Origin of the sequence: Bradyrhizobium algeriense (assembly GCF_003062295.1) — a bacterium.
Taxonomy (GTDB): Bacteria; Pseudomonadota; Alphaproteobacteria; order Rhizobiales; family Xanthobacteraceae; genus Bradyrhizobium; species Bradyrhizobium algeriense.
Map to the genome: position 1 here is coordinate 1 of NZ_PYCN01000003.1, position 13,193 is coordinate 13,193.

At 62.2% G+C, this 13,193-nt stretch carries 10 protein-coding genes and 3 tRNA genes; 4 read left to right on the forward strand and 9 right to left on the reverse strand.

All coding sequences use genetic code 11. The features are described from left to right. Positions 1 to 137 precede the first annotated feature (137 nt). Positions 138 to 214: transfer RNA gene (locus tag C7G61_RS07560), tRNA-Asp, on the reverse strand. 323 nt (positions 215 to 537) lie between these two features. Between C7G61_RS07560 and C7G61_RS07565 the strand changes: the two genes are divergently transcribed. The 3 genes from C7G61_RS07565 to C7G61_RS07575 all read left to right on the forward strand — a co-directional run bounded on the left by C7G61_RS07565 (position 538) and on the right by C7G61_RS07575 (position 2,702). After that, positions 538 to 837: an HU family DNA-binding protein gene (locus tag C7G61_RS07565; RefSeq protein ID WP_108513503.1), complete on the forward strand. Its 300-nt coding sequence runs from the start codon at positions 538 to 540 to the stop codon at positions 835 to 837. A 106-nt stretch (positions 838 to 943) separates the two neighbouring features. Then, on the forward strand, positions 944 to 2,200 hold the full coding sequence (pepT, locus tag C7G61_RS07570; RefSeq protein WP_108513504.1) for a peptidase T: 1,257 nt from the start codon (positions 944 to 946) through the stop codon (positions 2,198 to 2,200). Positions 2,201 to 2,324: 124 nt separating this feature from the next. Continuing rightward, positions 2,325 to 2,702 carry a hypothetical protein gene (locus C7G61_RS07575; protein WP_190241719.1) on the forward strand — a complete coding sequence of 126 codons (378 nt, stop codon included), beginning with the start codon at positions 2,325 to 2,327 and terminating at the stop codon, positions 2,700 to 2,702. A gap of 401 nt (positions 2,703 to 3,103) precedes the next feature. On the opposite strand, the gene C7G61_RS07585 is transcribed toward C7G61_RS07575, so the two are convergent. From C7G61_RS07585 to C7G61_RS07620, 8 genes are all read right to left on the reverse strand, one after another. After that, positions 3,104 to 3,964: a class I SAM-dependent methyltransferase gene (locus C7G61_RS07585; RefSeq protein ID WP_108513506.1), complete on the reverse strand. Its 861-nt coding sequence runs from the start codon at positions 3,962 to 3,964 to the stop codon at positions 3,104 to 3,106. A 111-nt stretch (positions 3,965 to 4,075) separates the two neighbouring features. Then, positions 4,076 to 4,152 (reverse strand) — tRNA-Val (locus C7G61_RS07590). A 69-nt stretch (positions 4,153 to 4,221) separates the two neighbouring features. Beyond that, positions 4,222 to 4,623 carry a GFA family protein gene (locus tag C7G61_RS07595; RefSeq protein WP_108513507.1) on the reverse strand — a complete coding sequence of 134 codons (402 nt, stop codon included), beginning with the start codon at positions 4,621 to 4,623 and terminating at the stop codon, positions 4,222 to 4,224. Positions 4,624 to 4,719: 96 nt separating this feature from the next. Next, on the reverse strand, positions 4,720 to 7,146 hold the full coding sequence (gene lon, locus C7G61_RS07600) for an endopeptidase La (protein WP_108513508.1): 2,427 nt from the start codon (positions 7,144 to 7,146) through the stop codon (positions 4,720 to 4,722). Positions 7,147 to 7,458: 312 nt separating this feature from the next. After that, entirely contained in the window at positions 7,459 to 8,733 is a 1,275-nt protein-coding gene (gene clpX, locus C7G61_RS07605; RefSeq protein WP_027537232.1) for an ATP-dependent Clp protease ATP-binding subunit ClpX, read from the reverse strand. A 435-nt stretch (positions 8,734 to 9,168) separates the two neighbouring features. Continuing rightward, entirely contained in the window at positions 9,169 to 9,804 is a 636-nt protein-coding gene (locus C7G61_RS07610; protein WP_108513509.1) for an ATP-dependent Clp protease proteolytic subunit, read from the reverse strand. A gap of 295 nt (positions 9,805 to 10,099) precedes the next feature. Further along, positions 10,100 to 11,458 (reverse strand): trigger factor, encoded by a 1,359-nt coding sequence (gene tig / locus C7G61_RS07615; RefSeq protein WP_108513510.1) that lies wholly within the window; start codon positions 11,456 to 11,458, stop codon positions 10,100 to 10,102. 164 nt (positions 11,459 to 11,622) lie between these two features. Next, positions 11,623 to 11,707: transfer RNA gene (locus C7G61_RS07620), tRNA-Leu, on the reverse strand. Between the two features lie 155 nt (positions 11,708 to 11,862). On the opposite strand from C7G61_RS07620, the gene C7G61_RS07625 reads away from it, so the two are divergent. After that, entirely contained in the window at positions 11,863 to 13,188 is a 1,326-nt protein-coding gene (locus tag C7G61_RS07625; RefSeq protein WP_244608184.1) for a multicopper oxidase family protein, read from the forward strand. The last annotated feature ends 5 nt before the right edge of the window (positions 13,189 to 13,193 follow it).

The window sequence follows — 13,193 nt, forward strand, 5'->3', positions numbered from 1 at the left end:
ATGCACTATGATCTTGGATACTTCGACCTGGAGCAGAAAACCCTGCAACCCCTCGACAACCCGTTCGGCACGAGGTTGTCACCCATGTCTTAGGTACGACCCGTTACCTATGTCTCCGGGCTGGACACATTGATAAATGGCGCGAGAGACGGGACTCGAACCCGCGGCCTCCGCCGTGACAGGGCGGCGCTCTAACCAACTGAGCTACTCCCGCGGATGCCGTAATCATGTTCTGATCCGCGCAGAACCGAGGGCATAAAGGGCCGCTACCGCTTAGTCAAGGACGTTGCGAATCCCCGCGTCAGGCGGGCGTTTCTGCGATTCCGATGCAAATAACGGCCTGTTTCCGGGCAAAACAGCGCAGGCAGCTATCGCCCGAATCGTTTAAGGCCTGATACGTCTGGGTTTCTTGAAACCCTCCCACTCTGGTCGCATCGTATCCCCGGGGTTTCAAGTCACCACGCAAGGCATTTTCCCGGCGCGGACCGGTTTCACAAACGCGCTTGCAAGCCATTCAACCAACGAGGAGGGCCAGATATGGCGAAGAAAGCAGCGACTCCAGCCACCATCACACTCAAGCATCTGGCCGCAGCGCTGGCCGAGGAACATGATTTGTCGAAGAAAGCCGCCGAGGCGATCCTGACCGACATGGTCGGCAAGGTCGCAAAACACCTGAAGAAGGGCGAGCGGGTCCGTATCGTGGGGCTCGGCATCCTCCAGGTCCGCAAGCGCGCCGCCCGCATGGGCCGCAACCCCGCCACCGGCGAGCCGCTCCCGATCAAGGCCAGCAAGAAGGTCGCCTTCCGCGCGGCCAAGGAACTCAAGGAAGCCGTGTGATCCGAGGCGCCTCCTGATCCGGCCAGAAGCGCCATTCCGGCAGGAGACCCGGAATGGCGCTTTTCTGTTATAGAACGCTTCCCTTGCCCCAGCTTTTCGGATCGTCATGCCGGCCTCCCCCCTCGCCTTCACCCACGATGTCACCGAGCGCTTCCTGCGCTATGTCGTGATCGACACCCAGTCCGATCCGACGTCGCCGACCTGCCCTTCCACCGAGAAGCAGAAGAATCTGGGCCGCCTGCTGGCGTCCGAGTTGCAGGCGATCGGGCTCGCAGATGCCCATCTCGACGAGCACGGCTATGTCTATGCGACGATCCCGGCCAATACCGACAAAAAGGTACCGGTGATCTGCTTCTGCTCGCACATGGACACTTCTCCTGATTGCACCGGCGCCAACGTCAAGCCGCAGGTCGTGAAGAATTATCGCGGCGGCGACATCGTGCTGCCGGCCGATCCCACGCAGGTGATCCGCACCGCCGATCACCCCGCGCTCGCCGACCAGATCGGCCACGACATCATCACTACCGACGGCACCACGCTGCTGGGCGCCGACAACAAGGCCGGCCTCGCCGAGATCATGGATGCGGCGCGGTTTTTGATTCAAAATCCGCACATCCGGCACGGCACCATCAAGATCCTGTTCACGCCCGACGAGGAGATCGGCCGCGGCGTCGACAAGGCCGACCTGAAGAAACTCGGCGCCGACTTCGCCTATACGATGGACGGCGAAACCGCCGGGAATATCGAGGACGAAACCTTTTCGGCCGACGGCGCCATCATCACCATCGAGGGTGTCTCGACCCACCCCGGCTTTGCAAAAGGCAAGATGGAGCACGCGATCAAGATCGCGGCCGCCATCGTCGACCGCCTGCCCAGGGACACCTGCTCGCCGGAGACCACTGAGGGCAAGGAAGGTTTTTTGCATCCGATCGGCATTTCCGGCGCACTTGAGAAAGCCACCATCGGCTTCATCGTGCGCGACTTCACCGACGAGGGGCTGCAGCAAAAGGAAGCCGTGCTCGAAGGCATCGTTAAAGAGGTGATGAAGGATTATCCGCGCTCGACGTACCGGATGGACGTCAAGGCGCAATACCGCAACATGAAGCAGGTCATCGACCGCCACCCCGAAACCGTCGACTACGCCATCGAGGCGATCCGTCGCGCAGGCCTGACACCGGTGCGCAGCTCGATCCGCGGCGGCACCGACGGCTCACGACTGTCGTTCATGGGCCTGCCCTGCCCCAACATCTTCGCGGGCGAACACGCGTTCCACTCGCGGCTGGAATGGGTCAGCCGCCAGGACATGGAAAAGGCGGCGGAGACCATCGTGCACCTGGCCATGATCTGGGAAGAAAGGGCGTAGCGAGTTCGGCGACGCTCCATCCCGCCGATGCCTGCGACAAACGCCAAGCGTTTTGCGCAAGGGAGCGATGGCGACGTGGTTATAAGCCAGGTACGCCACGTTTTTGAAAATGAGGGAGTCGGCTATGCGGTTGTCCAAGGTCGCCGCTTTGGCGCTTATCGTTGGAGCCACAGGCTCAATGTCCGCGTCTCCAGCGCTAGCCGCTTCTGACTGTCCAAAATTAGTGGAATTAGCGGATTGGGGCGAGAACTCGACCGGCGACATCAGCGTCACGTCCGGGCAAAGTTGCCAGTTCCCAATCACGATGCGCGGCACGGTGACCAGCTCGGACATCTTAAAAAAGCCGGCGCACGGCAAGTTGAAAAAGCTCAACATAACGACGTACGAATACAAGGCGAAGGCTAGATACAAGGGTAGCGATAGCTTTGCCATCAAAGCGACGGGTCAGGGGCCGACGGCTTCCGGCACGTCGGTAATTACCGTGCAGGCGACGATCAAATAACGTTCCTCGCGCCCGTTGCAGGGTGGACGCACGTTGCCGTCCAGCAAGTTATCTTACGGCAGCGACCCACGCAGGTCTGCAACACTAATGTCCGGGGTGACTCGACCACCGTTCTCAGGAGCGGTGTGCGTGCGCAGCTCGCGGTGTTCGGACACAGTGACGACTTGAACGAGCATCGCGCCAAGCAGAAGCACCGCGACCAAAATCAGCCCAGTCTGGGCCGGAGTTAGATATAGATTGGACAAGCGCATCATTACTGCACCCATGCGCATCGCCGCCAGCCTATTTCAACTGTTCGTTGAGTCGTTAGGCGATTTGGTGGCGTGGCGGTGGCGATCCGGCGTTCAATTGCGTCGCTTCGCTGGCAATGACGGTGTGGTGCGACGGCGCGCCCGCTTGAATTACGAAGCCCTTGCCGTGACGATCCAGACCGACGCCGGCAGCAGCACCGCATCCCCTTTTGCGAACGGCGTCAGCGCTTCGCGGATCGAATTGGCGGCAGCCTTCCGGAGTTCTTCCGGTTGGCCCTCCAGCGCCCTACTCACCGGCCCGATTTCGAGCGCGCCCTGCACCGCGCCATCGAGACCGCGGCCGATCGCGGAATCCAGCAGCAGCGGACACGCCTCCATCTCGACGCCGGTAAAGCCGGCCGCATCGAGGATGCGGCGCACGCGCGCCTCCGAGGCAAACGCGAACGGCCCGGGATCTTCCGGCCCCTGCTGCGGCAGCTTTGGCACGTGCTTGTAGGCGGCCTGCAGCGGCGCCATGAAGAACGGATTTTCGCGCGGCTCGCGCCAGCACGCGAACGCAAGACGGCCGGACGGCTTCAGCGCCTTGCGCATGTTGGCGAACGACAGCGCGGGATCGGCGAAGAACATCACGCCGAAGCGCGAGGCCAGCACATCGAAACTGGCAGGCTCGAACGGATAGACGGTCGCGTCCGCCAGAACGAAATCGATCGAAAGGTCCCTCGGCGCGCTCTGCCGCGCCCGCTCCAGCATCGGGCCGGATACGTCGACGCCGAGCACATGGCCTGACGGCGCGACCTCGCGCGCGAACGCGATCGTCGTAGCGCCGCTGCCGCAGCCGATATCGATGACGCGCTCGCCCGGCTTCAGCTTCGCCCGGTCGATCACAAGGTCGGCGACCGGCCCGAGCACGACATCCTGCTCCGCCTGCCGCGCGGCCCAGCGTTGCCCGGCCGGTCCATTCCAGTAGGCGACCTGGTCGGCGTTTTGTTCGTGGCCTTGGGGGGCGTCCATGTGTGCGGAAACTTTCGATCAGTCCGCCTTCGCTCTTCGAGCTTCGGCGCGACAGCCTTCGCGCTGATGCCAAGGCTGGCTTGCCGAGCCGTAGCGCGTCAGCGCGAAGGCTGGTAGGCGGCGACGGATTCGAACCGCCGACCCTCTCGGTGTAAACGAGATGCTCTAACCAGCTGAGCTAGCCGCCCTTGAGCCGCCTGTTTAGCCCTGCGGCCCCCTTTGATGCAAGGGTTGGATAGCTCGGGCGTCCGGTCGCATCAGTCGCCCGGCCGTCCCGGCAAATCCCTGATATCGTTGATCCATGGCGCGGCGGAGCGGCACCAGATTTGCCGCGCCGGCTTGAGTTCTCCACGCTGGCGGATGCTGCCCCAGCGGATGCCCCAGTCGTCCGGCCCGCCGTCGCCGCTGGTGAACAGCGGGGAACCACAACCCTCGCAAAAATGCTGGAAACGCGTGCGGCCGTTGTTGCCGGTCTTCGCGTAAATCTTCGCCGGCGCGCCCGTCATGCGGACCTGGGCTTCGGAGCAGATCACCGTGACCCGGTACGGTGAGCCCGTCAGGTTCTGGCAATCGGTGCAGTGACAGATCGATACTTTCGCGGGATCGATGTCGGCCCGATAGGTCACCCGCCCGCAATGGCATTGCCCGTCGATTTCCATCCCCTTCCAACTCCGCTTGCCAAATCGAAGTTTCGACCCGCGCAAAACAAAAACGGCGCCCGAAGGCGCCGTTTTATCGTTTCGCAACAAACTGGCTCAGTGGGCCGTGAGGCCACCGGCCGCTTCGTCGGCGCCATCGGGCTTGACCGGCACCTTGGTGTCCTCTTCCCAGACGATCGGCACCGGCGTGCGAACCAGCGCCTTGGCGACGACGTCGTCGAGCCGGGCCACGGGGATGATCTCCATGCCGCCCTTGATCGCATCGGAAATCTCCGTGAGATCCTTGGCGTTGTCCTCGGGGATCAGCACCGTCTTGATGCCGCCGCGGGCAGCCGCCAACAGCTTCTCCTTCAGACCGCCGATCGGCAGCACGCGACCGCGCAGCGTGATCTCACCGGTCATCGCGACATCGTGGCGAACCGGGATGCCCGTCATGACCGAGATGATCGCGGTGGCCATCGCCACACCCGCCGACGGTCCGTCCTTCGGGGTCGCCCCTTCAGGTACGTGGACATGGATGTCGCGCCGGTCGAACAGCGGCGGCTCGATGCCGTAGTTGATCGCCCGCGAGCGGACGTAAGACGCCGCCGCCGAGATCGACTCCTTCATCACGTCGCGCAGATTGCCCGTGACCGTCATCTTGCCCTTGCCGGGCATCATGACGCCTTCGATGGTCAGCAACTCGCCGCCGACATCGGTCCAGGCAAGTCCGGTGACGATACCGACCTGTGGCTCGCTTTCGATCTCGCCGAAGCGGTACTTCGGCACGCCGAGGAAGTCTTCGAGCGTTTTCTCGGTGACCTTGACCGACTTCTTCTTGGAGATCATCAGCTCCTTCACCGCCTTGCGGGCAAGTGTGGAGAGCTCACGCTCCAGATTACGCACGCCCGCTTCGCGGGTGTAGCGGCGGATCATCAGCAACAAGGCATCGTCGTCGATCGACCATTCCTTGGAATCGAGGCCATGCTTGGAGATGGCGTTCGGGATCAGGTGCTTGCGCGCGATCTCGACCTTCTCGTTCTCGGTGTAGCCGGCGATCCGGATGATCTCCATGCGGTCCATCAGGGGGCCGGGAATATTCAGCGTATTCGCGGTCGTGATGAACATGACGTTCGACAGATCGTAGTCGACCTCCAGATAGTGGTCGTTGAAGGTCGCATTTTGCTCGGGGTCCAGCACCTCAAGCAGCGCCGACGACGGATCGCCGCGGAAATCGGCGCCCATCTTGTCGATCTCGTCCAGCAGGAACAGCGGATTCGAGGTCTTCGCCTTGCGCATCGACTGGATGACCTTGCCGGGCATCGAGCCGATATAGGTGCGGCGGTGACCGCGGATCTCGGCTTCATCGCGCACGCCGCCGAGCGACACGCGCACGAACTCGCGGCCCGTCGCCTTCGCGATCGACTTGCCGAGCGAGGTCTTGCCGACGCCGGGAGGTCCGACCAGGCACAGGATCGGTCCAGTCAGCTTGTTGGCGCGCGACTGCACGGCGAGATACTCGACGATGCGGTCCTTGACCTTCTCAAGCCCGTAATGGTCGGCGTCCAGCACCGCTTGCGCGGCCTCCAGATCCTTCTTGACCTTGGACTTCTTGTTCCACGGAATCGACAGCAGCCAGTCGAGATAGTTGCGCACGACGGTTGCTTCCGCGGACATCGGCGACATCTGGCGCAGCTTCTTCAGCTCGTGCTGCGCCTTCTCCCGCGCTTCCTTGGAAAGCTTGGTCTTGGCAATCTTCTCTTCCAGATCGGCGAGCTCATCGCGACCTTCGTCGTCGCCGAGCTCCTTCTGGATCGCCTTCATCTGCTCGTTCAGGTAATACTCGCGCTGGGTCTTCTCCATCTGGCGCTTGACGCGCGAGCGGATGCGCTTCTCGACCTGCAGCACCGAGATTTCGCTCTCCATCAGGCCCAGCACCTTCTCCAGGCGCTGCGTGACGGACAACGTCTCCAGGATGCCCTGGCGATCGGCGATCTTGACGGCGAGATGCTGCGCGACCTGATCGCTCAGCTTGGCAAAATCAGTGATCGCCTGAACCACGCCGACGACTTCGGCGGAGATCTTCTTGTTCAGCTTCACATAGCTTTCGAAGTCGGACACGACCGAGCGCGCCAGCGCTTCGGCTTCAACCGAATTGGCGTCGGTGTCGGCAAGCGCAACCGCAGTCGCCTCGTAATATTCGCTGCGGTCGGAATATTTCTGCACGCGCGCGCGCTCGAGCCCTTCGACCAGCACCTTCACGGTGCCGTCGGGAAGCTTCAGCAGCTGCAGCACGCTGGCGAGCGTACCGACCTCATAGATCGAATCCGGGCTTGGATCATCGTCGGACGCGTTCTTCTGCGTCGCGAGCAGAATCAGCGCGTCGTTCTTCATCACCTCTTCGAGGGCGCGGATCGATTTCTCGCGGCCGACGAACAGCGGCACGATCATGTGCGGAAAAACGACGATGTCGCGGAGCGGCAGCACCGGATACGAATGGCTTTCGCCGAGAACGATGGTTGGCCGAGTTTTTGGGGTGGTCATGGCCTATTCCTTTTGTTTTGCCCCCTTGCACGCAGTCCGCTTCGTTTAGCGCAACCGCCACAAGGTGCCGGGAGTTCCGGGTCACTCGGCCGCCTTCGCTGCCGCCTCTCACCGGATGATTTTGCGACGAATCTCGAACGTGATTTCCGCCACCATTGGCATTAGGTGGCTATCGGGTATGGGGGTGTCAAGTCACGGAAAAATGCCCACTAATTGGGGCTAAACGCGCGCAAAACGCTGACGCAACAACGGCCGCCGGAATCCGGCAGCCGCGCTATTTGGAGGTAACCCAGCGTGGTGACGCGAGCGCGATCAGGCGCTGGCGCTGCTCTCGACGGCCCGGTCGGAACGGTCCGCGTAGATGTAGAGCGGACGGGCAGTTCCCTCGACCACTTCGCGCGAGATCACGACCTCTTCGACGCCTTCCAGGCCCGGCAGATCGAACATGGTCTCGAGCAGGATGCTTTCGAGGATCGAACGCAGTCCGCGCGCGCCGGTCTTGCGCTCGATCGCCTTGCGGGCGACCGCGCCAAGCGCCTCGTCGGCGAAAGTGAGTTCGATGTTCTCCATTTCGAACAGCCGCTGGTATTGTTTCACCAGCGCGTTCTTCGGATCGGTCAGGATCTTCTTCAGCGAGGCCTCGTCGAGATCTTCCAGCGTCGCGACCACGGGCAGACGGCCGACGAATTCCGGGATCAGGCCGTACTTCAGGAGGTCTTCCGGCTCTACATGGCGGAAGATTTCACCGGTGCGGCGATCTTCGGGCGCCAGAACCTGGGCGGCGAAACCGATCGAGGTCGAGCGTCCGCGCGCGGAGATGATCTTCTCAAGGCCAGAGAAGGCGCCGCCGCAGATGAACAGGATATTCGTCGTGTCGACCTGCAGGAACTCCTGCTGCGGGTGCTTGCGGCCGCCCTGCGGCGGCACGGAGGCGACCGTGCCTTCCATGATCTTCAACAGCGCCTGCTGCACGCCCTCACCCGACACATCGCGGGTGATCGACGGATTGTCGGACTTGCGGCTGATCTTGTCGATTTCGTCGATATAGACGATGCCGCGCTGCGCGCGCTCGACATTGTAGTCGGCCGACTGCAACAGCTTCAGGATGATGTTCTCGACGTCCTCGCCGACGTAGCCGGCTTCGGTCAGCGTGGTCGCATCCGCCATCGTGAACGGCACGTCGAGAATCCGAGCCAGCGTCTGCGCCAGCAGCGTCTTGCCCGAGCCGGTCGGACCGATCAGCAGGATGTTCGACTTCGCGAGTTCGACGTCGTTGTGCTTGGTCTGGTGATTGAGGCGCTTGTAGTGGTTGTGGACCGCAACCGAGAGCACCTTCTTGGCATGGCTCTGGCCGATCACGTAATCGTCCAGCACCTTGCAGATTTCCTTCGGCGTCGGGATGCCGTCGCGCGACTTCACCAGCGAAGACTTGTTCTCCTCACGGATGATGTCCATGCAGAGTTCGACGCACTCGTCGCAGATGAATACGGTTGGACCCGCGATGAGTTTGCGGACTTCGTGCTGGCTCTTTCCACAGAACGAGCAATACAGCGTGTTCTTGGAGTCGCTCGTGCCAACCTTACTCATTCTTGTCTCCGTCCGCCGTTCGATCCGTTACCCGATCGACCCATTCCGGCACTTCGCCGGACCTGAAGGTAGATAGAGCAAATTCCGTACCAGAAAAGACCCTAACTCAAATACGCACCGTGCGAATCACGGTTTCTCGAATCCCCCGCGATCTTAGCCCAACCATCACAGCCAACCATGCTGACACCCGACTATCAAGAATTCGCTAATCGGGCGCGGATTGGCTACCCGTGACAATACCGTGATTTGCGGCGTTGGCACGGGGAGAAGTTGACGAAATCGAGCGAGCGTTGCGCGTTTGCCACGCAGCAAAGCCGGCACGAAACCGGAACTTTCTGTCCATGCGGGGGCATGGACAGGCCGCCAGCGGCCATATTTTCCCGTTTCAGCGCAACCAGCCGTTAAGGTCAACGCGAAAGACGCCAATCCGTGTCCTTACGGGATTTTCGTTACCGCCGCCTCTTCGGGACGCTTGTCGATCACCTTGTCGACGATGCCGAAATCGCGGGCCATATCGGCGGTCAGGAATTTGTCGCGCTCGAGCGCGTCCTCGATCGCCTTGTAGGTCTGGCCGGTGTGCTTCACATAGATTTCGTTGAGGCGCTTCTTGAGATTCAGGATCTCCTGCGCATGCAGCATGATGTCGGTGGCCTGCCCCTGGAAGCCGCCCGAAGGCTGATGCACCATGATGCGCGAATTGGGCAGCGAGAAACGCATGTCCTTTGCGCCGGCCGCGAGCAGCAGCGAGCCCATCGAGGCGGCCTGTCCGGTGCACAGCGTCGACACCGGCGGACGAATGAATTGCATCGTGTCGTAGATCGCAAGCCCCGATGTCACCACGCCGCCCGGCGAGTTGATGTACATCGAGATTTCCTTCTTGGGATTTTCCGCCTCGAGGAACAGGAGCTGCGCGACTGTCAGCGTCGACATGCCATCTTCGACCGGACCGGTCACGAAGATGATGCGCTCTTTCAGGAGCCGCGAGAAAATGTCGTAGGCGCGTTCGCCGCGGTTGGTCTGCTCGACCACCATGGGCACGAGGTTCATGTAGGCTTCAACGGGATCGCGCATTAGTCACCCAAGGGTTAGTAGAGGGTTAGGTAGAGAACAGCGGGGGCGAACATCCATCGGCAAGGCAGGCATGATTGCCGCGCACGGACGAACGTCCCGTGATGCAGGACTTCGGCTCAGAACTCGCGGGTAGCGAGCCGCTCACAGATATGAGCCAATTTCCCGGCGACAAGGCCGGGCAATGGCGAGCCGAATGAGACGAGTTCAAGCTGATTCGCAGGCGATCTCATAGCGACGGATGCTGCCATCACGCCGCTTTCGCCGTTCATCATTAACATCAGCCTGACCAACCCGGTCAGGCTGCGCTCTTCTCGTCTTCGTCCTTGAACAGGTCCTCGCGCGAGACTTTCTTCTCGGTCACGTTGGCGAGTTCGAGGATGAAATCGACCACCTTGTCTTCATAAATCGGCGCACGAAGCTGGGCCAGCGCATTGGCATTGCTGCGATAGTAGTCCCAGACTTCCTTCTCGCGGCCCGGCATCGAACGCGCACGCTCGATCACCGCGCGGCCGACTTCGTCATCGGTCACGGTGATCTTGTTCTTCTCGCCGATTTCCGACAGTACGAGGCCGAGCCGGACGCGGCGGTCGGCAATCTTCTTGTACTCTTCCTTCGCGGCCTCTTCGGTGGTGTCCTCGTCTGCAAAGGTTTTGCCTGAGGATTCCATCTCGGCCTTGATCGAGTTCCACATCAGGTTGAATTCTTCCTCGATCAGCGACGGCGGCGCCTCGAATTTGTGGCTGTCGTCCAGACGGTCGAGCAGCGCGCGCTTGACGCGCTGGCGCGTGGCCCCTGCAAACTCGGCGACCAGACGCTCGCGTGCGGCCTCCTTCAGCTTGTCGATCGATTCCAGGCCGAGCGTTTTGGCAAACTCGTCGTCGACCTTGGTTTCACCCGGGGCTTCGATCAGGGTTGCGGTGGTCTCGAACTCGGCCGGCTGGCCGGCGAGCTTCTCGCTCGCGTAATTCTTCGGGAACGACACTTTCAGGGTGCGGGTCTCCCCTGTTCCCATACCGACGAGCTGTTCCTCAAAACCCGGAATGAATTGTCCGGCGCCGATCACCACCGGAATTCCCTCGCCGGTGCCGCCGTCGAACAGTTCGCCGTTGATGCTGCCCTTGAAGCTGATGGTGACGCGATCGCCGGTTTCGGCCTTGGCGCCCTCGGCCTTCGCGGCATAGGGACGGTTCTGGTCGGCGATGCGCTTGATGGCCTCATCGACCTCGGCTTCGGTCACTTCGACCACGGGCTTCTCCACCGAGAAGGTCTTGAAATCGGCGAGTTGGATCGTCGGCACCACCTCGATCGCAACCGTGTAGGTCAGGTCGGTCTTGCCGGCGAGCAGCTCCTCGACCTCGTTCTGCTCGGTCGGCATGGTGATCTTCGGCTCGGTCGCGAGGCGGAAACCGCGATCGGTGAAGATCTGCGTGTTGGTGTCGCGGATGGTCTGGTCGATGGTCTCGGCCATGACAGAGCGGCCGTACACCTTCTTCAGGTGGCTCACCGGCACCTTGCCGGGGCGGAAGCCGTTGAGCTTCACCTTGTCCTTGAGGTCGACCAGCTTGGCGCCCGCCTTGGCATCGAGATCCGATGCGGGAACGCTGACCTTGAACTCGTGCTTCAATCCCTCGGCGAGGGTTTCGGTGACCTGCATGGTGTCAATCTTCTTCCGCTTGCGCCGGGCCAGACAGGCCCGGCAGTGTCAAATGTTCGAGGCTTGGCCTTGCAGCCTGCGCCGGTGGTTCGGCGGACCTTGGCTCCCCCGATGGGGAAGCAGGCCCTCCAGTATTCGTCATGCAAACGCTTGGATAGAGCGCTTGGTGCGGGCGGAGGGACTCGAACCCCCACAACTTTCGTCACTGGAACCTAAATCCAGCGCGTCTACCAGTTCCGCCACGCCCGCGTGAAAAGCATCCATACCCGGCCGCGATGCCGCGGGCGGCGGGCTTATAACATGAGCCTACACCTCCGCAGCAAAAAAATGGCCCTTTTTGACAGCACCGGGGCAAGGCGTCACAGCTAGGACAGGCACAACAAAAAATGGTCCGCATTGGTCCGATGGCAAGCCCCGAATTCCCGCTGGATCGACGTGAACTGATGGCTGGTTTGGGGGCGGCCGCGCTGGTCCCGATATGGCCCGTGGCAGGCCGGGCCCAACAAGGTAATCCCCAAGGCCGGCCCTCCCTGGCATTGCAGGCCAAGCCCGACAGCCTGGCACTCCGCTCGGGAAGCGCGGTCACACCAATCTGGTCGCTGCAAGGGCCTGAACTCACCTTCAAGCGCGGCGATACCCTCGCAATCGACTTTGGCAATGGGCTGCCGGTGCCCGCCATCCTCAACTGGCGAGGGATCGATGGCGCCTCGGCAACCGAACCGCTGACGGGCCGGCCGCAGCTCGCAGCCGGCGGCAAGGACGCTGCGCAACTGCTGCTGCGCCACGCCGGGACCTTCCTCTGCGAATCCGGGCTGCTTGGCGATGGTCAGGCTCAACCATCACGGCCACGGCCATTGATCGTCCGGGAAACCGAGCCTGTCGCTGTCGACCGCGACGAGGTTCTCCTGATTGAGGACTGGCGGGTAAGACTGGATGGAACCGCGATGGCACCGGGGACCGATCCCGGAGACACCGTGCCAGTCCATACGATTAACGGCCGGACTTCGCTCGATCTCTCAGTCCGGATCAACGAACGGATCAGGCTTCGCATCATCTGCGGCTGTCAACGCTCTGTTATTGCACTCAAACTGGAGGGGCTCGAGGTCCGCGTGATGGCCGTCGACGGCCAACCATCCGAGCCGTTCCAGGCCCGAAATGGCGCGGTGGTGCTGGCGCCGGGCGGCCGGATCGATGCGTTTATCGACGTCACCGCGGTGGCCAGCACCGAAACCCCGATCCTGCTGCACGATGGCAAGGAAGCCCGCCCGATCGGCAAGATTCGCGTCGCCAGCGAACCGCCGATCCGCACGGCTCCGCTGCCCCCGGCCCCGCCACTGCCCTCCAACGGCCTCCCCGAACGGCTCGACCTCAAGAACGCCACACGAGTCGATCTGCCCCTCGGCGGACCATCGGGCGACTGGGTGGCGCCGGCCAAATTCATCGCCACCGCCCCGCCCGCCTTCCGCACCAAGGCCGGCCGCGTGGCGGTGCTGGCCCTCACCAACCGCGCCGCCATCGCCACCGTCTTCCACCTCCACGGTCATCATTTCCGGCTGCTGGACCGGCTCGACGATGGCTGGAAGCCATTCTGGCTGGATACGCTGGCGATCGAGCCCGGCCAGACCCAGCGCATCGCCTTTTTGGCCGAACATGCCGGGCGCTACCTGATCGAATCCGTGGCGACCGACTGGGCGGCGCCGCGGCTGGTGCGGTGGTACGTTGTCGAGTGAGGAGC

What these genes read in the sequence shown, in the direction of transcription:
- C7G61_RS07585 (WP_108513506.1), bottom strand. Translation starts at nt 3,964, where the DNA reads ATGGACGCCCCCCAAGGCCACGAACAAAACGCCGACCAGGTCGCCTAC.
- C7G61_RS07565 (WP_108513503.1), top strand. Translation starts at nt 538, where the DNA reads ATGGCGAAGAAAGCAGCGACTCCAGCCACCATCACACTCAAGCATCTG.
- C7G61_RS07575 (WP_190241719.1), top strand. Translation starts at nt 2,325, where the DNA reads ATGCGGTTGTCCAAGGTCGCCGCTTTGGCGCTTATCGTTGGAGCCACA.
- C7G61_RS07625 (WP_244608184.1), top strand. Translation starts at nt 11,863, where the DNA reads ATGGCAAGCCCCGAATTCCCGCTGGATCGACGTGAACTGATGGCTGGT.
- pepT (WP_108513504.1), top strand. Translation starts at nt 944, where the DNA reads ATGCCGGCCTCCCCCCTCGCCTTCACCCACGATGTCACCGAGCGCTTC.
- C7G61_RS07610 (WP_108513509.1), bottom strand. Translation starts at nt 9,804, where the DNA reads ATGCGCGATCCCGTTGAAGCCTACATGAACCTCGTGCCCATGGTGGTC.
- tig (WP_108513510.1), bottom strand. Translation starts at nt 11,458, where the DNA reads ATGCAGGTCACCGAAACCCTCGCCGAGGGATTGAAGCACGAGTTCAAG.
- clpX (WP_027537232.1), bottom strand. Translation starts at nt 8,733, where the DNA reads ATGAGTAAGGTTGGCACGAGCGACTCCAAGAACACGCTGTATTGCTCG.
- C7G61_RS07595 (WP_108513507.1), bottom strand. Translation starts at nt 4,623, where the DNA reads ATGGAAATCGACGGGCAATGCCATTGCGGGCGGGTGACCTATCGGGCC.
- lon (WP_108513508.1), bottom strand. Translation starts at nt 7,146, where the DNA reads ATGACCACCCCAAAAACTCGGCCAACCATCGTTCTCGGCGAAAGCCAT.